The sequence below is a fragment of the Bartonella sp. MM73XJBT.G genome, assembly GCF_028618435.1.
Classification (GTDB): domain Bacteria; phylum Pseudomonadota; class Alphaproteobacteria; order Rhizobiales; family Rhizobiaceae; genus Bartonella.
The window spans coordinates 1-21,449 of the sequence record NZ_JAQISW010000007.1 but is presented as its reverse complement, the minus strand read 5'-3'; the positions used below and the strand labels follow the sequence as shown (position 1 = coordinate 21,449).

The 21,449-nt window shown below is 37.2% G+C and carries 14 protein-coding genes, 1 tRNA gene and 4 pseudogenes; 10 read left to right on the top strand and 9 right to left on the bottom strand.

All coding sequences use genetic code 11. The features are described from left to right. Positions 1-126 precede the first annotated feature (126 nt). Positions 127-1,323 (top strand): glutamine-hydrolyzing carbamoyl-phosphate synthase small subunit, encoded by a 1,197-nt coding sequence (carA, locus tag PVV59_RS05360; protein WP_273755079.1) that lies wholly within the window; start codon positions 127-129, stop codon positions 1,321-1,323. Between the two features lie 1,617 nt (positions 1,324-2,940). Here the strand turns inward: carA and PVV59_RS09920 are convergent. Continuing rightward, positions 2,941-3,141: an MFS transporter gene (locus tag PVV59_RS09920; RefSeq protein ID WP_404978357.1), complete on the bottom strand. Its 201-nt coding sequence runs from the start codon at positions 3,139-3,141 to the stop codon at positions 2,941-2,943. 598 nt (positions 3,142-3,739) lie between these two features. On the opposite strand from PVV59_RS09920, the gene PVV59_RS05350 reads away from it, so the two are divergent. Beyond that, a complete protein-coding gene (locus PVV59_RS05350) occupies positions 3,740-4,576 on the top strand; it encodes a DUF1460 domain-containing protein (protein ID WP_273755078.1) in 837 nt (278 codons plus the stop codon). Between the two features lie 716 nt (positions 4,577-5,292). On the opposite strand, the gene PVV59_RS05345 is transcribed toward PVV59_RS05350, so the two are convergent. Beyond that, complete coding sequence (locus PVV59_RS05345) at positions 5,293-6,201, bottom strand: cation diffusion facilitator family transporter (RefSeq protein ID WP_273755077.1); 909 nt, start codon at positions 6,199-6,201, stop codon at positions 5,293-5,295. 724 nt (positions 6,202-6,925) lie between these two features. Between PVV59_RS05345 and PVV59_RS05340 the strand changes: the two genes are divergently transcribed. Then, a complete protein-coding gene (locus PVV59_RS05340) occupies positions 6,926-7,741 on the top strand; it encodes an RNA methyltransferase (RefSeq protein WP_273755076.1) in 816 nt (271 codons plus the stop codon). Between the two features lie 287 nt (positions 7,742-8,028). On the opposite strand, the gene mnmA is transcribed toward PVV59_RS05340, so the two are convergent. After that, positions 8,029-9,252 carry a tRNA 2-thiouridine(34) synthase MnmA gene (gene mnmA / locus PVV59_RS05335; RefSeq protein WP_273755075.1) on the bottom strand — a complete coding sequence of 408 codons (1,224 nt, stop codon included), beginning with the start codon at positions 9,250-9,252 and terminating at the stop codon, positions 8,029-8,031. Between the two features lie 428 nt (positions 9,253-9,680). Here mnmA and PVV59_RS05330 point away from each other — a divergent pair, with 428 nt between their 5' ends. Further along, on the top strand, positions 9,681-9,956 hold the full coding sequence (locus tag PVV59_RS05330) for a DUF1153 domain-containing protein (protein ID WP_120101864.1): 276 nt from the start codon (positions 9,681-9,683) through the stop codon (positions 9,954-9,956). Positions 9,957-10,097: 141 nt separating this feature from the next. Here the strand turns inward: PVV59_RS05330 and PVV59_RS05325 are convergent, their stop codons facing one another. Then, on the bottom strand, positions 10,098-10,484 hold the full coding sequence (locus PVV59_RS05325; protein ID WP_273755073.1) for a flagellar export protein FliJ: 387 nt from the start codon (positions 10,482-10,484) through the stop codon (positions 10,098-10,100). 552 nt (positions 10,485-11,036) lie between these two features. Between PVV59_RS05325 and ctrA the strand changes: the two genes are divergently transcribed. Continuing rightward, positions 11,037-11,738 carry a response regulator transcription factor CtrA gene (gene ctrA, locus PVV59_RS05320; RefSeq protein ID WP_120122575.1) on the top strand — a complete coding sequence of 234 codons (702 nt, stop codon included), beginning with the start codon at positions 11,037-11,039 and terminating at the stop codon, positions 11,736-11,738. Between the two features lie 225 nt (positions 11,739-11,963). Here ctrA and chpT read toward each other — a convergent pair whose 3' ends face one another. Further along, positions 11,964-12,602, bottom strand: a complete 639-nt coding sequence (gene chpT / locus PVV59_RS05315; RefSeq protein ID WP_273755072.1) for a histidine phosphotransferase ChpT — start codon at positions 12,600-12,602, stop codon at positions 11,964-11,966. A gap of 215 nt (positions 12,603-12,817) precedes the next feature. Between chpT and PVV59_RS05310 the strand changes: the two genes are divergently transcribed. From PVV59_RS05310 to PVV59_RS05300, 3 genes and pseudogenes are all read left to right on the top strand, one after another. Further along, positions 12,818-13,414: a DUF1134 domain-containing protein gene (locus PVV59_RS05310; RefSeq protein ID WP_273755071.1), complete on the top strand. Its 597-nt coding sequence runs from the start codon at positions 12,818-12,820 to the stop codon at positions 13,412-13,414. Positions 13,415-13,441: 27 nt separating this feature from the next. Beyond that, positions 13,442-14,085: pseudogene (locus PVV59_RS05305) on the top strand (hypothetical protein). Between the two features lie 411 nt (positions 14,086-14,496). Further along, positions 14,497-14,745 (top strand): annotated as a pseudogene (locus PVV59_RS05300) (Arm DNA-binding domain-containing protein); the annotation flags it as partial. Positions 14,746-14,832: 87 nt separating this feature from the next. On the opposite strand, the gene PVV59_RS05295 reads toward PVV59_RS05300, so the two are convergent. Next, positions 14,833-15,951: a DegT/DnrJ/EryC1/StrS aminotransferase family protein gene (locus PVV59_RS05295; protein ID WP_273755070.1), complete on the bottom strand. Its 1,119-nt coding sequence runs from the start codon at positions 15,949-15,951 to the stop codon at positions 14,833-14,835. Positions 15,952-16,000: 49 nt separating this feature from the next. Then, the gene (locus PVV59_RS05290; RefSeq protein WP_273755069.1) at positions 16,001-16,957 is read right to left on the bottom strand and encodes a Gfo/Idh/MocA family protein; all 957 of its coding nucleotides are present in this window, start codon (positions 16,955-16,957) and stop codon (positions 16,001-16,003) included. 161 nt (positions 16,958-17,118) lie between these two features. On the opposite strand from PVV59_RS05290, the gene PVV59_RS05285 reads away from it, so the two are divergent. After that, positions 17,119-17,195, top strand: a tRNA-Met gene (locus PVV59_RS05285). Positions 17,196-17,411: 216 nt separating this feature from the next. On the opposite strand, the gene PVV59_RS05280 is transcribed toward PVV59_RS05285, so the two are convergent. Both PVV59_RS05280 and PVV59_RS05275 read right to left on the bottom strand, forming a co-directional pair. Continuing rightward, on the bottom strand, positions 17,412-18,230 hold the full coding sequence (locus tag PVV59_RS05280) for a DNA adenine methylase (RefSeq protein WP_273755068.1): 819 nt from the start codon (positions 18,228-18,230) through the stop codon (positions 17,412-17,414). A 142-nt stretch (positions 18,231-18,372) separates the two neighbouring features. Next, positions 18,373-19,243, bottom strand: a pseudogene (locus PVV59_RS05275) (phage late control D family protein); the annotation flags it as partial. A 295-nt stretch (positions 19,244-19,538) separates the two neighbouring features. Between PVV59_RS05275 and PVV59_RS05270 the strand changes: the two are divergent. Then, positions 19,539-21,449, top strand: a pseudogene (locus PVV59_RS05270) (autotransporter outer membrane beta-barrel domain-containing protein); the annotation flags it as partial.

The window sequence follows — 21,449 nt, the reverse complement described above, 5'->3', positions numbered from 1 at the left end:
TATCCTTATACTCCCTATTTTAAGCAAAACATGACTAGAATAATAGACACAGCATCTGTTAGAGGTATAATTTTTGTGTAAAGTTAACCATTATACCTTTCAGAAAGTAAATTGTGGATAAGCACTATGATACAAACAGTTTCATCGAACAGCCCTTGGAGTGTTAGCAAACCTACAGCCCTCTTAGTCCTTGCTGATGGAACCGTCATTGAAGGCAAAGGAACAGGTGCGACAGGTATTGCTGAAGCTGAGGTATGTTTTAATACCGCCATCACAGGCTATGAAGAAATCCTCACAGACCCATCATACACACAACAAATCGTTAATTTTACATTTCCTCATATAGGAAATGTAGGGGCAAATAGTGAAGATATTGAAGCTGTTACACCTCTCAACAATCACGGTGCTGTTGGGGCTATTTTCAAGGCAGATATTACACATCCTTCAAACTATCGTGCCAATGAAAACCTTCATCAATGGCTTAAAGCCCGTAAAATTATTGCACTTTGTGGTATTGATACACGTGCACTTACAATCCTTATTCGTGAAAAAGGTGCGCAAAATGCTGTTATTGCGCATAATCCTGATGGAAATTTTGATATTCCTTCTTTAAAAAAACGTGCACAAAAATGGCATGGTCTCGTCAATCTTGATCTTACGAAAGAAGTGACATCTCAATCGTCAATGCAATGGGATGAAAAACCATGGCGTTGGAATAAAGGATATAGCACAAACAATGTGCACAATCTTCATATCGTTGCCATTGACTATGGTATTAAACGCAATATTCTCCGCCTTATGGCAACACAAAAAGCACGCATCACTGTTGTGCCCGCCCACACAACGGCACAAGAAATTCTGGCAATGAATCCTGATGGTGTTTTTCTTTCTAATGGGCCAGGAGATCCTGCAGCAACAGCTCAATATGCCATCCCAACAATCAACACATTGATTGATCATAATTTACCAATTTTTGGAATATGTCTTGGTCATCAACTCCTCGCCCTCACGGTTGGCGCAAAAACCGTAAAAATGCACCAAGGACATCATGGTGCAAACCACCCTGTTAAAGACCTTAACAGTGGAAAAGTTGAAATTGTATCGATGAATCACGGTTTTGCTGTCGATACTACCTCTTTACCAAAACATGTTCAAGAAACCCATATCTCTCTCTTTGACGGTTCAAACTGTGGTATTCGAATCATTGGAAAACCTGTTTTTTCTGTTCAATATCATCCCGAAGCTTCTCCGGGACCACAAGATAGTCACTACCTCTTTCAACATTTTTCTGATCTCATTATGAATTATAAAAAAATATCTTAAAATAAAATGCCTCACCTTCTTGCTTCTCGTCTTCGAATTATATCATTTTCCTACCCATAACGGTATTTTTACCGACAATTTATGGAATAAGTATTATTTTCATTATTTTACAACTTAAATAAAAATGCTGAATAGCGTAAAATTCTCATCCTCTCCTCCTGTTCGTCCTCATACCTTTCCTTTTAAGATTGTATTAATCAAAATCACGGGCTTACACACCCCACAAACAAGATGAGTATCAATAATTTATTGCCTAACTAAGAGCTGTCGTAACATTGAAAACTGGTAAGGTAAATGATGATGTATCTTTTATAAATAAAGAGAAGTGTATTGTGGATCTTATACCATTTATAGAAACTATTCCCTTCCATTTTTCATCGACATGATCATGAAATTGGTACAGCCCCATTGAAAACGATCCTCTCAAAACAAGTGTTAGATTTACAATACAGTTCTAAATATTCTTACTCGGGCTCAGAGGCATCACTTCTATTAAAAAATGAAATAAACAAAAGTGTGAGATAAGGCAATAAATCCCTGCTTTAAAAAAAATATTTGCGTAAATAATAATTTTGAAAATGGTACGTCGAATGAAAAGAGGAGAGCTAAAAACGGTTTTTCAATTTTATAATTTTATATTCTTCACAAATGAGATTTGCTTCTGATTCCAGAAATTATGCAAATAAATATACGCAGTATTTTACTTCCAATTTGAGTATCAAAAATTTGAAATTATTCGTACAACACTGATGCATCTAACACTGGAGCATTTTTTCAACGTACTGCTTCATGAATACTGAAGGGTAATGAAAAAAAACACGAGCTTTACGATTCAGCCCCATATTGCAAAACAAATATCACAAAAAAATTGCATTCTCTAGCAAAATATTCTTACCAGCCCCCTTCAACAAATTAACCTACGCGCAAGGTAAAAATAACCATTGCAACGACAAGAAGCCTTCAACAAAAAGAGCACCAAAAAAATAAAACAGTGCATTTTTATCTGTAAAACACTCAAAGAAAAACACATAAAAAAACAGAATCAAATATTAAACTTAATGAAACAACAGATGTCATGGCTCCTTGTACATTTGTCGGCACCTACACTGAAGCAATAGTACGTATAAGAGCATGAACAAAATATTCAAGCATTGTACACGCACAAACCATATAAAAACCATCCACTCCTTTGTTGTGAATGTATAACCTAGCATAGCGACCGATGCAAACAAAAGCTTCACTATCGTAATACGCCAATCGCTCCATCGTTCAGAAAAACAAGGCAAAATAAGAGCGACGACAGTAAATTGACCTATTCCCAAAACGCTACTATATATAAACTAATGCAAAATGAATTCCACTCATAGCGTTCTTTTGCAATGAATGCCCAAATACTTAAGCCATATAGATTCCGCAAACCAATGAAGAAAAAAGACCAACAATATCCAAAGAACCATCGGATATTACTTCAGTTGCCAAACAGCACCTAAGGGATTTTCCTGCTTAATATCAAAAAAGCGCTTATTTCATAAAGAAAGAGTTTCAGGAACCATAACCCAAGAAAAAATAAAATTAATGAGTGAAAAACCAGCAGCGAAATAAAACAGTATACGCAGATCAAACTGACCTAAAAAAAACACCAATAAATGACCCTAAAATAAATCCTAATGAGGATGCAACGCCCAATAGACCTAAAATTACATGTACGTTTTTTTCATCAGATATATCAGTAAGATAAGCTGTATACGTTGCAAAACTAGCACCACTTATTCCTGACAAAAAACGCCCGATAAATAACATAGAATAACACCATGCTATATTATCAAGAGCAAAGCAAATAATAGAAACAAGTAAAACAGGACAAATAATTACAATACCTATCTAACAATAAAGTGATGAACACTAAAATGAGCCCACGCCGAACAAATTTTGCGATTGAACATGTGATTTTGCATAACATACATACTATTTTACACTCAGTTACTTATTTTACACGCACACTACCCCCGCTTTCTTTTATCTTTTCCTTTTTTAAGTATTCTATACCGCATAAATTTCACATACAAAATAATAGAAAAGCTCAACAATTTTAGAGATATTATAATTTATTTTATTAAACATTATTTCCATTATCGCATCTTAAAAAAATTTAATTCTATTGAAGAGATATACTATAATCATTAAAACCTAAAAGAGATAATCTTTTAAAGTTTTTTCTCATCCTCAAAATATACGATAGAGTTAAAGAAGCATCATCAGAATAACTTAGCACTATAAAAACGGAGCATATTTATTGAGGCCATCAATGATTATATGTTATTATTAAACCCAATAATAATCTAACGAATAAGCATGAGGAAATACCACTTTTAGTGAGAGTTGACCGTGAGCTGTGAATTTAAAAATGGTGTATAAAATGCAAAAAATATCCCTATTAATTCTCACTTTAATGTTTGTGACAGGATGTGATGTTCAAAATTCTGATTCACAAGAGGGTATTTTAGAAAATAAAATAGAAAGTCAACAAACAACCAACGTAGAGCTAGATCCCTACACTTTAAATAAATTAAATGCTCTTCTCCAAAAGCGTTCAGAAATAAATGATCACGAAAAAGGAACTCTGATTGATTTTTTTTCTAAAGCTTTTTTAGGAACACCTTACAAAGCAAATATGTTACATGGATCAGAAAAGATACCAGAAAAACTCATTATTGATTTTAGAGGCTTAGATTGCTTCACTTATCTGGACTATGTTGAAGCATTGCGTAAATCAAAATCTCCAAAAGAGTTCATCAATAACGTCATAAAAACGCGTTACATTAAGGGTAAAGTTCATTTTTTAAATCGAAAACATTTTTTTACAGACTGGGCTTATAGAGAATATAAACGAGCCACTGATATTACCGCTGAAATAAGCCCTCACGCAATCAGTGTAGAAAAACATCTCAATAAAAAAGCTGATGATGGAAACTATCTTCCTGGACTTCCCGTTGTAAAACGCACAATAACGTATATTCCCAATAACTTTATTAATGAAGAAGTTATAAGTCGTTTAAAATCAGGTGATTTCATTGGCATTTACACAAAACTTGCTGGATTGGATGTAACACATGTGGGGTTCTTTATCATGACAGATAAAGGCCCAATGTTACGAAATGCCTCTTCACGAAAAGAAAACGAAAAAGTCGTTGATTCCCCTTTTATGGATTATGTTGCAAAAATACCAGGAATCATTGTTTTAAGGGCTCTTTAATAACATCATAGCGATATGAAAATAATTTCTCTATTCTTAATAGAGATACTAAAGTTATTCAATAAACCTCTAATTTCGTACAAGTTACACGAATAAGATCATTTTGGGAAAATTACAGATTTAAAATTATCTTACTGACTGAAAGCTGAAGACACGCAAAACTCTGTTATCTTATCACACTTCTTTTTTATACTCTCAACCAAGAATGATCTATAGATTACCGCACTCTAATTTTTATGAATATAAAAGACATATTTTTTGTAGGAATAAGTAAAGCCAGATATCTTATGGTTGTTGTCTCATAAAGTATTTTATATAAAAATTTATAATTAAGCTTCGTTCCCCCTCATCCTAAAAAACAAGAGATCTATTCCCGTCAGTCCTATAAACAGTCCATCTTCTTAAAGGAATTCCAGCGACAAACCATTTCATGTGATTCACTTAAGCTCCACCAGTAAGCCTTACTACTGAAGATTTATCGCACACTCTAAAAGAAGTTAATAAATCAAACTTTATAGCTCTTATCTCACTACCCCTTAAATGATAGCGTACGGCAACAGAATAAATCTTGTCTTAGATAGTCAGTTTAACCTTCCATTTTATTGATGCCACAATAAAATCATCGAAAGAACATCATTGTATTTTCAAGAAATATAAACTACCTCACCGTAAAAAAATAACATTCGTAACATGACAGGTAATTTAAAAAAAACTTTTTATATAAAAGGTATCATTGTTGTACCGGGAGGCAATTTTGCCTCATTTTCAGGCTCGACATGAATAGAAATACGCACATTATCAAATTCTTTTTGAAGAACACCTTCAATTTTATCACAAATTTTATGGGCTTCCCCGACCTGCATGACAGCTGGAACAACCAAATGAAACTCTATAAAAGTAACCCTCCCAGCAACACGCGTGCGTAAATCATGGATCTCAAGTGCGCCATCTGCATTCGCAGAAATAAGCTCCCGAATCCGCATAGTTTCATTCAATTCAACGCCAACATCCATTAATCCTTGAACAGCATTCCTAATCACCTTCCAACCCTGTAAGAGAATATTAACAGCAACGATTATCGCTAAAATAGGATCTAAAACACCCCATCCCCCTACAAAACCAGCAATCAGACCAATTAAAATTGCAAGCGAAGTAAAAACATCCGTTATAAAATGTACCCCATCAGCTTTAAGAGCTGGTGAGCGATGATGTTTTCCCTGCCAAATCAGAACCATACCCCACATGAAATTTATAACAGTTGCAACAAGATGAATAACAAGCCACATTCCAGGTTTCTGCAATAACTTAACGGTGGCAAGCGCTATCCATGCTTCTCTTAAAATAACAATTGCCGCAATAATAATGAGAACTCCTTCAAGAATCGCAGAAAAATATTCCGCTTTATGATGTCCAAAAGGATGATCATGATCTGCTGGCTTCATACTCACCTTAACAGCCCACCATGCGGCCAATGACGCAAGAATATTGACAATTGATTCCAAGGTATCAGAATAAAGTGCAACCGACCCTGTGATATGATAAGCCCAATATTTCAAAGCAAAAACAATACACGCAATAAAAATAGAGTATAAAGTTAAGCTTTGTATATTGATTTTCACTTTCATGAAACCCATCCTTTTCTTTACGAAACAAGGAATAATATTCTTCAACTCTATAACGATATTTGTGACATATCGCCAATATTTTCTCAATATTACAGAAGTTTCACTATACACTAAACGTCTCAACGCGCCCTTGTTATCGCAAAAAATTCTCCGGTCACATGAACATCAGCAATAAAGGATAAAGAGAATAAGGCATAAACAAATAAATCCCCTTCATAGAATCATCTTTTGAACAACTTAAAGCCATCTTACCTTTTATGAGCGAAAAACCTACTTTTGCTCAAATGTGTCATGATCACGCATTCTTTTTTACATTTTATAATATGCACGATGACGCCATCTATAAGCATCTCTGCACCTAGAAAAATGACTGAGAATTCCCCTATACCTTTACAGCTTAAGGAAGTTTTAAAATATGATTGCCAAAAAACTTAGAAAAAGATTTATGAACCCCAAAAAGAATCTGGGCATTGGGGACCCAGATTCTTTTCCCTTATCATTAAGGGCATACAGAACTTGGGAAATAGCGGGGACCCAAGACACTGCACCCGATACGAAAATAAAATTTATCCCGCATCAGTATTTTTACAATACACCTATTTATATAGGTTGTCAATACAGATTCTACCATAAGTTTTAAAATAGTGTTTTTTATCTCTCTTTTTAAAAATAAAGCAAATTCTAACAACTGGAAATTGAAAGAAAAAAGCATTAAGAATCTCGCATGTATTTAAATATCACAACAATCGACGAAACAAATGACCCACGCCTAAAAGACTATCATAATATCCGTGAAAAAGATCTCGTTGGACGACAACAGCAATTTATTGCTGAAGGTAAAATAACGTTGTCCGCTTTATTGCATTCGAAAGAATTTTCTCCTCTCTCGCTGCTTATCCTAACAAAACGCCTCCCTGGACTTCTACCGCTTTTAGAAAAAACACAGCCTCGTTGCCCCATTTATTGCGTGTCACAAAAAGTCATGGATGATATCACCGGTTTTCATGTTCATCGTGGCGTCCTTGGCATCGGTAAACGCAAAACGCTCCCATCATTACAAAGTTTTTTACAAAATCTTCCAGAAAAAGCTTTGATTCTGGTTTTATGTGGTATCTCGAATCATGATAACATGGGATCAATTTTTCGTAATGCAGCAGCCTTTGCCAGTCAGGGCATTATTATCGACAAAACCTCTTGCGATCCACTTTATCGCAAATCAATCAGAGTTTCTGCCGGCGCTGCTCTAAAAGTACCCTATACGCAAAATGCTGATATAAACGACATTATAGCTGCTCTAAACGATGAAAACTTTCATCTTTATGCGCTCTCCCCTTCTGCCTCTCACACACTCAAGCAAGCAAACAAAACCAAAAGAATGGCTCTTATTTTCGGAACAGAAGGTGATGGCTTACCACCTTATATACTACAACAATCACAAGCCTTACGGATTCCTATGATTGATGGCTTTGATAGTCTCAATGTTGCCACAACCTCAGGGATTGCCCTCGCCCATTTTAGCGATTTTAAACACTCAAGATGATAAGATTTTAAGTTGTAACAAATTTGCAATGATGTGTGTTTCTTTGGCCAACCCCACAAGTTGCTATCCGCTAGCATTTGAGAGCATTCATCAAAGACATTTTTACATTTCTTTTTATCAACTTACCCACCATAAGCCTACTTGTCCACCATCCCTCCTTGTAATAGGCAAAAGACATGATTTTGATAGATTCAATCATAAAAAAAACCGCAATAAGAAAATTTTACACAAACCTCTCATTCAAATTGAAGAATAAAATTATCATTATAAATTAATTTACTATCTTTTTATGAAGCTGTTGTCTTAAGTTCAGAGGAAACAGAATCTTCTGTTTCAAGATTGCACAAAACACGCTTCAACATCATTTCAATGTCAGCAGCACGTTCTGAATGCGTTACAAATCCTCCCCCAAGAATACGCGCCTCATGGTTATTTCCATCATAAAGAACGCAAGCTTGCCCTGGTGCCACACCATTTTCACATTCCAACAGATCAACGGAAAAAACTCCTTCTTTATAATGTAAGCGCGCAAGATGAGGCGGACGGGTTGAACGCACCTTGACCGCCACCTCAATACCTTGAGAAGGAAAATTATCCAACGACTCATCACCAAGCCAATTCACATCACGTAAAAAAAGCTTATGCGTTTCTAACATTTCACGCGGACCAACAATAACACGGGCATTTTCCACATCGAGATAAACCACATAAAGTGCTTCCCCCGTTGAAACCCCAATACCACGACGTTGACCAACAGTATAATTAACAATCCCCGAATGTTTGCCTAAAATCTTTCCATCAATATGGACAATAAAACCAGGATTAGCGGCCTCTGGACGCAGTTTTGCGATAACATCTGAATATTTTCCCTGTGGAACAAAACAAATATCCTGACTATCATGCTTATTGGCAACCGCAAAGCCCATTTCTGCGGCCATTTCACGAACGCGCGCCTTTGGAAGATCGCCAAGGGGGAAACGCAAATAATCAATCTGTTCTTGTGTCGTTGCAAAAAGAAAATAACTTTGATCACGATCGTTATCGAGAGGACGAAAGAGTGCTCGATGTGCCCCATGAGAACGCGAACGAATATAATGTCCTGTTGCCAAAGCATCTGCCCCCAATTCACGGGCTGTTGCTAATAAATCAGCAAATTTAACTGTCTGATTGCACGCAATACATGGAACTGGAGTCTCTCCATGAGCGTAGCTTTCTGCAAAAGGATCAATAACAGCTTCACGAAAGCGTTTCTCATAATCAAGAACATAATGCGGTATTCCTAATGTTTCTGCCACACGGCGCGCATCTTCAATATCTTGTCCCGCACAACACGCCCCTATCCGATGCGTTGCAGCCCCATGATCATAAAGCTGCAATGTAATGCCAATGACATTATACCCTTCCTTTTTTAAAAGACCTGCAACGACCGATGAATCAACCCCCCCTGACATTGCAACAACAATGCGAGAATCCTCAGGTTGTCCTGGTAAATCAAGACTATTTAAAAACATATACTCATTCTCTATTTATTGCTCTATTAATGGATACCCATATGTTAACATTCTGATATGCGCTTCTTCACCACTTTTATACTATTGCCACTTTTATACTATTGATTGCCTTTATATTGTTTTTTTACCCTTTCCACAACCATAGCATCACTTTTCTTAAAAGCAGCTGTAAATAAAAAAGAGTGATAGAAATAAGGCACCATGGTAATCACTTGGAGGAAATCACTTAGAAAAATCATTGAGAAAAATTTTTTCTCTTTCTTAAAATCTGACAAAATGTTGCAAAAGACGCTTCTTCACAGTTCGCTTGAGTCTCTTTTTAAACGCTCAATCACTTTATTAATTTTTTCTTTCAGCGCGTTTAGCTCTTTTTTAAATTTCATGCTCTATAAACGAATCAAATCCTTGACGAGAGGTAGAGGATACGAATGACCAATTTGATAAAAACACAAATGAAATATGTTATTGGGCCAGATGGAAGTCCACTTACAATTGCCGACCTACCGCCACAAACAACACGGCGCTGGGTGATTCGTCGCAAAGCTGAAGTTGTTGCGGCTGTCAGAGGCGGATTGTTAAGCCTTGACGAAGCGTGTCAACGTTATACTTTAACTGTGGAAGAATTTCTTTCATGGCAAAGTTTGATCGATGAACACGGCTTAGCGGGATTACGAACAACCAAGATTCAACACTACCGACATTAAGTTACCATTAATCAATAACATAAAGCACTTTATAAAAACAGCCAAACTTAATAAAAGTTTGGCTGTTTTTATATTATTTTAATAAGATAAATCTGAAAAAATAACTAATTCAATAATTTTTTTGATCACCCATTCATTGAATTAGCCAACCATTAAATTAGACTGAATCGAAATATTTTCATCATCCGTGGTAGTCTTTTTTTCTCGTGCTTCCAAAAGCTGTGCATGTTGTAGCTGTGTATGAGCTTCATGAAGAGCAATTTCAGCATTGGTTTTTTGAAGCTGTAAATCACGAATGGAGTTGAGCAAATTATCACGTCTTTGCCGAGCAGCACGCGCAAGAGCAGAATAAGCAAAGTGGTGAACATCATTGTTTCCAGATTTACGTTCTTCATGAGAAATTTGTGTTTCCAGTTCTAACACCATTCGTTCAAATTCTGCAATCATCATCTCAAGCTGTGCAATCTCACGGCGCTTTCCACGCACCTGAAACATTCTCAACCGCACCATATTTTCCCGTGGCTTCATACTCACTACTCCTTGATTGTGCCAACTCAAAACGCGCATTCATACTCAATTCATATCGTTTTAGTTATATATCTAGCCGAAAAAAACAGTCTATTAATGAGACTATAAACTCCGCCCTTCCTTAAAGCATCTGCAAACACAACCTTCTTTAAAGAGCCATAACTATTTCTTTATTTTCCCTCCCACTATAAAATGAAGAGGTTTAAAGCTCCGTAAATAAACACTAAAATTGTAAAAAAGTAATTTATAAGGCCTTTTTTAGATTAAAGCTTATAGAAGAAAACCTTCATCTCTTAGTTATGTTAAAAAATACGCAATTTTTTAAAAATAATTTTATAGCCTCTTTCAAAAATAACAATATTTTGTTAACCACTATCATGGATAGTGGGGAATTTGGTAGTGATTGTTACGCGTACTACTGAGATATTCATAAACGCTTATCGCTAAGTGTTTGATTTCATGAATTACTTTTATCAACAATGGTTTTACCAACTGTTGATAGCATAGAAATGCTCCTTATGATTCGTAAAGGAGCAAAGTGAGGGATCTAAAATGCGCGTATTATTAATTGAAGATGATAGAGCGGTTACTCAAAGCATTGAGTTGATGTTAAAGTCAGCTAATTTTAACGTTTATATCACTGATCTTGGTGAAGAAGGTATCGATTTAGGGAAACTCTATGATTATGATATTATTCTGCTTGATCTGAATTTGCCCGATATGTCAGGGTATGATGTCTTGCGAACTCTAAGGTTGGCAAAAATAAAAACGCCTGTCCTTATCCTTTCCGGTATGAATGCCATTGAGGATAAGGTTCGTGGTTTTGGCTCTGGGGCAGACGATTATATGACAAAACCTTTTCATAAGGATGAGCTTATTGCACGTATTCATGCGGTTGTTCGTCGTTCTAAAGGACATGCACAGTCGGTTATTGTTACTGGTGATCTCACCGTTAACCTTGACGCAAAAACCGTCGAAGTTGCCGGACGCCCTGTTCACTTAACAGGTAAAGAGTACCAAATGCTAGAGCTTCTCTCTTTGCGCAAAGGCACAACACTTACCAAGGAAATGTTTCTCAATCATCTCTATGGTGGAATGGATGAGCCAGAGCTGAAAATTATCGATGTTTTTATCTGTAAACTACGGAAAAAATTGGAAGCAGTCTCTTCTAATGCAAACTACATTGATACCGTTTGGGGACGTGGTTATGTATTGCGTGATCCAATTGAAGAGAACGTACGAAAAACCGCTTAAGCAGTGAAGATACACATTCTAAAATCTCGGGATGTAGCGGGCCGAGATTTTTCCCAAGATTTTTCTCTGTCACAAATAAAAAAAACTCGCACCCAAAAAATCTCATATAGAAAGCGCTTAAAGCTTAAGAAGTAACCACACTCTACCCACAAATATAATTTTATCGCTCGTAAATTTGATCGAAGTTTCTTTTCCCCAACACGGCTTAAGCGCTTCTCTATTAATTCAAAGCTTTTTCATACTTTCTAAAACAATACAATGATCTCTTTCATCAATATTTATTTTCATCTCTGTCACTTCAGCAAGTAACATTGTGTAATAAAATTGGATGACATGCGCATCAATAAGCTCTTCTTGAGCTTCTCCGTGATATAACGCAAGAAAATGTGGAGGTATACGGAGATTTTCACCCAAAATCTCAAATCGAAAAGAACGTTTATTTTCCTCTTGCACAATCACAACAACAATTTCACCACCACGAGAAACTGTTGCATTTGCAATCAATAACAAATTAAGCAAAAGTTTAACTTCATTTTTTTGTAATAAAAGAGAGGGAACCTGCCATTTTAAAGTTGCTTTTTCTTGCCGCATATATTGTTGAGCAACTTTCTCTACAGCACCTGTATCTATTTGTCCTCCACTTGCACCAGCAAAACCAAAAGCCAATCGCGCAAATTGTAGACGTGCAGAAGCACTCGCAACAGATAACCGCACCAGTTGCAAAGCCTCTTCTTCAGCGTCCCCCTCGTCATAAAGCTCCATTGCATTTTGAATAGCCCCCACAGGTGAAATTAAGTCATGGCAAATACGACTACAAAGCAAAGCAGCAAGATCCATAGGCTTCAAAGAAATAGCGAACGTCATAACGATTAAAAACTCCTAAATTCAAAAAACAAACTCTATTTTAAAGAAAAACTCTTAACATCTGATGCATAAGAGAAAACATTAACAATCATGCTAAAAAAAATTCAGAAATAAATTCAAGAATTTAAATAACCTTACATCTTATTTTTTATTTGAATAGAATGAAAATTCTAATATTATCTTTTTGTTTGTCACTAATAAAAGGAGAAAACTCTATGGCTCTCTCTCTGCTAAAATACTGGTACAAAAATATTATATCTTTAATCTTCCTTTTATTCGTCACCATAAACACTACATATGCTCAACTAAAACCGATAGAGCAAAATGAGCCTCATTATTCACTTCAAGAAATTATTGATTCTGGTCATATTTTTTTTGGAAAAACAACCAGTGGTCTAGCGATCGCAATTCAAAATATTTTTTCACAATACGGTTATCCCAATGCCTATATTTTAGGAGAAGAAGCTTCTGGCGCCTTTTTTGCTGGATTAACCTATGGCGAAGGAAAAGTTTTTACCAAAAGTTATGGCCAGCATAAAGTTTTTTGGCAAGGTCCCTCAGTAGGATGGGATTTTGGTGGCCAAGGTTCTCGTCTCATGATCTTGGTTTACAATCTTAAGAGCATAAATAATTTATGGGCCCGCTATGGTGGTATTTCAGGTTCGGCCTATTTTATTGCAGGTGTTGGTTTTCATGTTCTCAAATACCGTGATACCTTGTTAATCCCAATACGGACAGGAATTGGTGCACGCCTTGGTATCAACATAGGATATTTAAAATTAACACCTAGACCGACATGGAATCCGTTTTAAATGTATTCTTATTTGAAAAGGGGTATTATGCTTATTCAATCGTTTCTTTTTTTTATTCTTGGGATTGCCTCCACTTCTTGGTTACTGGTGCTTTTATCTCCTCTCATTTGGCGTAAAGCCGTTCATTTTGCGCATAGAGATATTTGTGCACAAATTCCATTATCACTCACGGAAATACAAGCAAACCAAGATTTTATCCGCGCACAACATGCTGTAGAATTAGCAAAAAACCAACAAAAGTACGAATCTTTGCAAAAAAAATACGCCCAACAAAAAATACATCTGAGCCAAGTAACAGAACAACTTTATCAGCGATGCCTCCCCACACAAAATACTTCTTCCAAAGAATCGATCGCCATCAAACAAAATATTGTCAAAACAAACAGCTTCAAAGGAAATCAAAAATGATGCGTGAAAAAATCGCATACTATCAGCAACGTTTACAAAAAATCCAAATGCATGAGCTTGATACGACTGCTAACCACCAACTACTGGAAGAACTCCGTGAAGAAACAAAAGACCTTGCAGCAACATTAGCTGCACAAATAGCCCTACAGGAGGGACATACATCACCCATCAACACATTAATTCAAAAACCCAAAAGCAAAAACGACTTAGCATCACGCATTCGCAAAAAAATAACTTGTCTCTCCTCTAAAAAAACCTATTAAATAAGTTATTTCTTAAAACACTTTCAATGGAGAGAAAAATCAATAAAGGTTCATTGTAACTCTCATAATTCACATGCCTTTTACCAAACGTGACTTTCTCGCTAAACTAAAGAAAAATTTCTTCCCCTACAACGACTTGAAAAAATCCATCTTCTTATCTAACGATTCCGCTTGCCTGTCATATCAGCACCCTAAAGGACGACATTTCATGCGTCCTAAAGGCAAATAACACTTAGTCAACACACTGATTTATAATGATAACTCACTGTTTTGTATGTTGAATGAGAGTCTCGAATAACGTAGGATTCTCTCATTTCAAATCTGTGTATGTTGTATCAGTCAAAACCACTCATTTGCACATAACAAGTGGGATGAGTGTGTGGATCAAATTTGTATAAGAAAGGAGTAAAAATGGTCCTTATGAACCGTCTTAATGCAAGGTCTGTCGCAACATTGGGGGCTGGCAAATATAATGATGGTGCCGGCTTGCTTCTTCATAAGCGTAAAGATGGTGGTGCTCAATGGATTTATCGTTATACCCTTCACGGGCGTCGTCGCGAAATGGGATTGGGTGCTTTGAGAGATGTTTCTTTAAAACAAGCCCGTGAATTGGCAACAGGATGGCGTTCTGTTTTACGTGAGGGGCGTGACCCCATTAAAAATACGCATCATACATTCTAGCAAAAAATACCATCTAGGATGGTCCCATAAAGCTTTTACACAAATTTTAAAGATAAAAACACACTTTCAAGAGTGATAAAAATCTCTTATTTTTTGGATAATGATATCCTGATCCGTTTGCGCTAAGTAAGGATGCATTGGTAAACTTAACACACATTCCCCTAAAGATTCTGAAACAGAAAGGGAATCCTTTACATAAGGAAAGCGTTTATAAGCTGGCTGTTGATGTAAAGGAGCTTTATAATAAATCATTGTAGGGATAGAATTTTTTTGTAAAAAATCTTTTAATTTATCACGCTCTTTTACCTTAATTGTATATTGTGCATAAGCAGAACGAATATTCTTTCCTATTTCTGGAACTGTAACAATATCTCTTAAACCATTGGAATAGCGTTGAGCAATTTCTCCACGCTTTTCCATTTCATCTTCAAAAATCACAAACTTTTCGAGTAAAATTGCAGCCTGAATACTATCAAGACGTGAATTCATACCAATCCGTACATTATCATATTGTGTTTCACCTTTCCCATGAAACAAAATAGAGCGTAAAAGTTCTGCCAAATCATCATTATTAGTGATCATAGCACCTCCATCGCCATAACACCCTAATGGTTTTGCAGGATAAAAACTTGTGGCAGCCACCTCACCAAAAGCACCACACATCGTATTACCGCTTCTTCCACCCATAGATTGAGCAGCATCTTCAATGACAAAAAGATTTTCCTTTGCAGCCACTTGAGCAATTTGCACATAGTCAGCAGGAAGCCCAAATAAATCAACAGCAATAATAGCCTTTGGCTTTAACCTTCCCTCTTTTTTAACCATTTCAATAGCGTGAGACAGTTTTTCAACATCAATATTAAACGTATCGGGTAAAACATCCACAAAAACAGGCTCAGCTCCCACCAAAGCAACGACTTCAGCTGTTGCCGAAAACGTAAAGCTAGGACAAAATACAGCATCCCCTAGACCAATATTTTTAGCCATAAGAGGCATCTTCAAAGCATCTGTTCCATTCGCACATGCAATGACATGTTTAACGCCAAGATACTCAGCCAATTTCTCTTCAAACTCCGTTACTTTTGGCCCCAAAATATACTGACCACTCGCAACCACATACGCAATTGCAGAATTAATTTTATCTTCAATACGCGCCCGCTGCGCCCCAAGGTCGATGAATTGCATATTAACTCCATTGATCATCATAAGAATACAAAAGCACTACTTATCTCTTTTATTTATTATAATTGACACCAGCAGCTGTTAAAATCCGTAAAACCGCAATAGCATCACTACCATGTGTACGAGGCAATTGACGCGTTTGAATACAATAAAGAAAATGCCGTAATTCACAAGTAAGTGGCAAATCTTCACAAACATCAATGTAACTCAGCTCATCCATGCTAAAAGCCCACTCTTGATTTTCTTTCCAAACGGCAAAATAGTGCATTGCCAATTTACGGTTCCACGATTCCATATCATCAAAAACGAGCATAGCCTTTGTCCCAACAACAGTTAAACGCCTCTCACGATAAGGGCTTAAACGTGAAGCAAAAAGATGACTACGTACACCATTTGGAAAAGTCATATGAACATGAGAAAAATCAGAAATCTGATCAACAACAGCAGCCCCCTCACCGCGAATTTCAGAGGGTTCACATCCTGTCAACGCTAAAATCATTGAGAGATCATGAGGGGCAAGATCCCATAAAGCATCACTGTGTGTGTGAAATTTTCCAAAGCCTAATCGATGAGAGTAAATATATCGCACCTCCCCCAATTCCCCGTTTTTCACCAATTCACACATTTTTTCAAAAGCCGGATGAAAACGTAAAATATGACCCACCATTAAAATCCGTTCGTACTGACGAGCAATTTGGACTTGGCATTCAGCATCAGTAATATTCAAAGCTATTGGTTTTTCCACCAAAACATCTTTACCATTTTTAACAGCACGCAGCACATTTTCCGTATGAAATTGTGGCGGCAGAGCTAATACGAGCGCATCAATATTTCGATGAGCAAAAAGATCATCTGGTGAAACAACCTCTACACCATACATCGCTGCAAAACTGGCAGCACGATCAGCATTAATATCAGAAACTGCCGCTAAAGCCCCAAGAGAGTGGAGTGTCCGTATATGGTTTTCACCCCAATGACCGCATCCTAAAACCGCTACACGTGGCACCATTTTTATGCCTTACCTTACCTTATCATATAAAATTATACTTTTACATATCCAGGATAAAATAGAATGACAAGCAAAAAGCTTAAAAACGATGCTTGACATCTTACTATTCTACCCCTTATATCCGCAGAAAATGTAATTATTTGCACTTATAATTTTATTTTGGCGGAGTAGCTCAGTAGGTTAGAGCAGAGGAATCATAATCCTTGTGTCGGGGGTTCAAATCCCTCCTCCGCTACCATCTTTAGATGTAGCTTGTTTGTAGCTTGTGTAGCTTGCCAGCAGGTTTTGTATATTTTGACTGTATGTAGCTTGCCAGCAGGTTTTGTATATTTTGACACCAGGTTTTGTACCAATTTATTTTTTTTCACATGATTTTTAAGGGGGTCTCAAAGGGTCTTTAAAGGCCTTTCAAAGGGTATTTAAAGACCCTTTAATGAATCTTTTTTCTCTTCTCCTATAAATCACAATTTGAGATGATGAGCTCTTGAGCCGGAGTCGGATTATTTGAACCACACGTATAAGATGTATTCACCTCTTTTATCTTAAATTGGCTAAAGATTTTCCGGATCTCAGGCACATCATTGAGAGAGAGCAGAAACTTCCCCTTTAATTGCGTAAGCAGCGCAGACATCGTCTGATAATCCTCACGCTTAAACAAATCCTTCCCATAGTAATCCTCAACGCCAAAATAAGGCGGATCTAGATAAAACAAAGTGGTAGGCCGGTCATAGCGCCTGATAAACTCAGACCAGTCTAAATGTTCAATGGTCACACCCGATAAACGGCGGTATATAAGCTTTAATAAGCCTTCAAGTTTGAAACTGTTAAACCGTGCACCACGGTTAGGATCAACGCCAAATGTTCGTTTAGTCACCTGCCCAGCAAAACTCAACCGCTGGAGATATAAAAACCGCAAAGCCCGCTCTAAATCTGTCAGGGTCTTTGGATCTTGTAGAGTGAAACGCTGAAACGTCTCACGACTGCTTATCTGGAACTCCAACAGATCCATAAAAGGGTGATAATGGCGTTGCAACACCCGAAAAAAATTTACCACATCACCTGAGCGGTCATTGATGACTTCATATAAGGGAATCAATTTCCGCCTGAAGAATATTCCCCCCATTCCAACAAAAGGCTCAGCATAAGTGCGATGGGGAATGCCTTCAATGATTTTGATAATGGTCTTCGCCAACTTGATTTTGCCACCAACATAAGCAGCAGCTGGTTCCGTAGGATCAACAGATTTTAATGTTTCTTTACAAAGTGTATCCATAATTTTTTAACACTCTTTCATCTATATTAGCCATCTTCTCATTGCTTTAAGTGATAAGAAGTGGCTGCGATGTTAAGTTAAGTTGCATCGGACGGGGTGTTCGCAAAACTTCTCCCGTTGGCTGGGTTGACCAGCCCAGCCTCTATTTTTTTTCCTTTCCTTGATTTGGTGCCTCTAAGATGATTTCTGTGGTGTAACCACTTTGCTTTTCATAGCGATGGGTAACGGTAGCGGCTTTCCATGGACCATTGATTTCTCCGCGGAACCCCTGCAACACTAGAAGCTGATCCGCCATGATTTCTGGGCGTCCCGCAAGGGTCAAAGAACCACTGCCCACAGCACGACACAGCCTGTCTGATTCTGATGCAGCAGCAGCTTGTGCTTCTTCTTTACAAGTGTAACAACCACGCAGACAACGCACGGGACCACTAAAACCTGTCTGATGCTTGACTTGGCATTGCTGCCCTTTTGAGCGATCAAAATAAGCAGCTTCAATAGTGCCATATTGCGTGCGTGGCTCGAGACTAAATTCCCAATGGGAACATTCCTGTTGATGAATGGTCTGGAGGGGGAGATTGTCCCCGCTTAAAAATAAAAACTTATTGTCTTTGATTAAAAAACGCGCCTGCATCCGATCAGCAAGGCGGGTTAAAAAATCAATCGCCGATTGATCGGTGCGTACCACATAAGGCAAGGTTTGTTTGGTAAATTGTGGACTGACCTTTGCTTGATAGCCATGGCGTTTGGCGAGTGTCTCAACAATCTCCCCAACAGTTTTGTGATCAAAATGCTCACTCACCTGTTCTTTGAGCTCTTTACGCATCGAGGCACTTTTGCCACAAAGACGCAAGATCTCTCCATCACTGCCACCACAACTTACAACCGATTCGGACAACAAAACACCCCATAAATGCACTGATGCTGTTCTCATAGCCAAAGATCACCTGTAGCGCGCTGTTACTGGAGGAAATCTCTAAATCATTGCCGCTATCATCAAATTCCGCTTCAATTGAGGCTGAAAAGGAACTCTCAACAACTACAAAAAATTCAACCTAACTATCATTTAAAATGAAAAATGAATGCATGTTCCTCCTTACATTAAGAATTTTTATTTATAATTTATTTTATAATAATTAATATTATTGGATAGACGGTAAATCATTATGTGTTTTATTATAAATTTTATTTTTATACTTTACACGAGAATAAAAGCAATCTATTTATCCCACAGTAGAAAACCATTCATTTAATATCCTTCTTATAAGCGGGGGAGGAAATGCGTGGGGCTTATAAGTTAGGAAAATATCAATGTATAAAAAATCTCTGTTACTCTGTACAGCAGCGATAGCTGTTACGCTGTTTAGCGCCCATTTCAACGCATATGCTAAAAATCTCGAAATTACTGATGGGAAAGTAGAAAAAAAGTCCCAAGAAACTTATGAAACTATTCGTGCAACAACAGGTGGAAAAATCACTGGTGACAAATTAACAATAACCGGAAATAAAGACACGAACAAAGATACATATGTTATAAAAGCTGAAGGCGATAACAGTGAAATTACATTAACCGGTTCGACTATTAAAAGTAATGATAATGATTCTGATATTCACTTAGGTATTAAGGTCAAAGATAATGCTAAAATTAAAATGACAGGAGGAAGCATTACGGCTATTGAAAATGGTGCTTCTTTTGAAAACAGTAGTAGTGAAAACGAGCTAACAACTGTGGTTATAAGCGGTAAAAATGACCACTTTATTGACAAAGGAATAAATGCTACCCACAGCAACCTCACTTTGAAAAACACAGCTGTTTCTTTAGCAAACAACGGTATATTAGCAGAGGATAACTCCACGATAAAAGTCTCTGGCGGAATATTTAATGGAAAAATGAATGGAGTATATGCTAAACAAGGCAGCACCATTACGTTAAACGAAAAAGTAACAGTCACATCATCTGAAGGCAATGGACTTCATGCAGAAGGTTCAGAAGCCAAAATTACAATGGTGGAAGGAACTGTGAGTGGGAAAACCGCCGCAGTATATACAGAAAATGGCGGACAGATCGATGTCTCGAATATTACTCTAACAGCAAATGGTATCGGAATCGGTGCAAAAGCTGATGGTTCTAATAGCAAGATCGAATTACATAAAAATACTACGATTAAAGATGCTATTATTGCTCTTCAAGCAAACGGCGGTACCATTAAAATGACCGATGGCTCTATTACAGCGTCTATAATGGGTGCTGTTTTCAATGATAGTAAGAATGATGAAAACAAGCTGGAAAATGTAACGATATCAAGTAGCCAAGATGGACGCTTTATTGACAAGGGAATAAGTGCCGAAAAAAGCTCTGTGACTTTAAACAAAGTAACCGTCACGAATGCAAACACAGCTATATTAGCAAATGATGACTCCACGATAACAGTATCCGAAGGGTCATTCGATGGAAAAACCAATGGAGTATATGCTAAACAAGGTAGCTCCATCACTTTAGACGAAAAAACAACCGTCACATCATCTGAAGGTAATGGACTTCATGCAGAAGGTCCAAAAGCCAAAATCACAAAGACGGGTGGAACTGTCAGTGGAAAACAAAATGCATTATTGGCAGAAAAAGGCGGACAGATCGATGTTACAGATGTTGCTTTAACAACAACAGATAGCAAAGGAACTGGTGCTAAAGCCGATGGCGCTGACAGCGTGATTACATTAAAAGGCAAAACAACCATTGAAAAAGTTGCCAATGGGCTTGAGGTAGAAAATGGTGCTACAATCAAGATGACTGATGGTTCTATTACAGCCTCTCAAATTGGTGCTGTTTTCAATGATAGTAAGAATGATGAAAACAAGCTGGAAAATGTAACGATATCAAGCGGAAAAGATAATCCCTTGATGGATAAAGGTATAGATGCCGAAAAAAGCTCTGTGACTTTAAACAAAGTAACCGTCACGAATGCAAACACAGCTATATTGGCAAATGATAACTCAACGATAACAGTATCCGAAGGGTCATTCGATGGAAAAACCAATGGAGTATATGCTAAACAAGGCAGCTCCATCACTTTAGACGAAAAAACAACCGTCACATCATCTGAAGGTAATGGACTTCATGCAGAAGGTCCAAAAGCCAAAATCACAAAGACGGGTGGAACTGTCAGTGGAAAACAAAATGCATTATTGGCAGAAAAAGGCGGACAGATCGATGTTACAGATGTT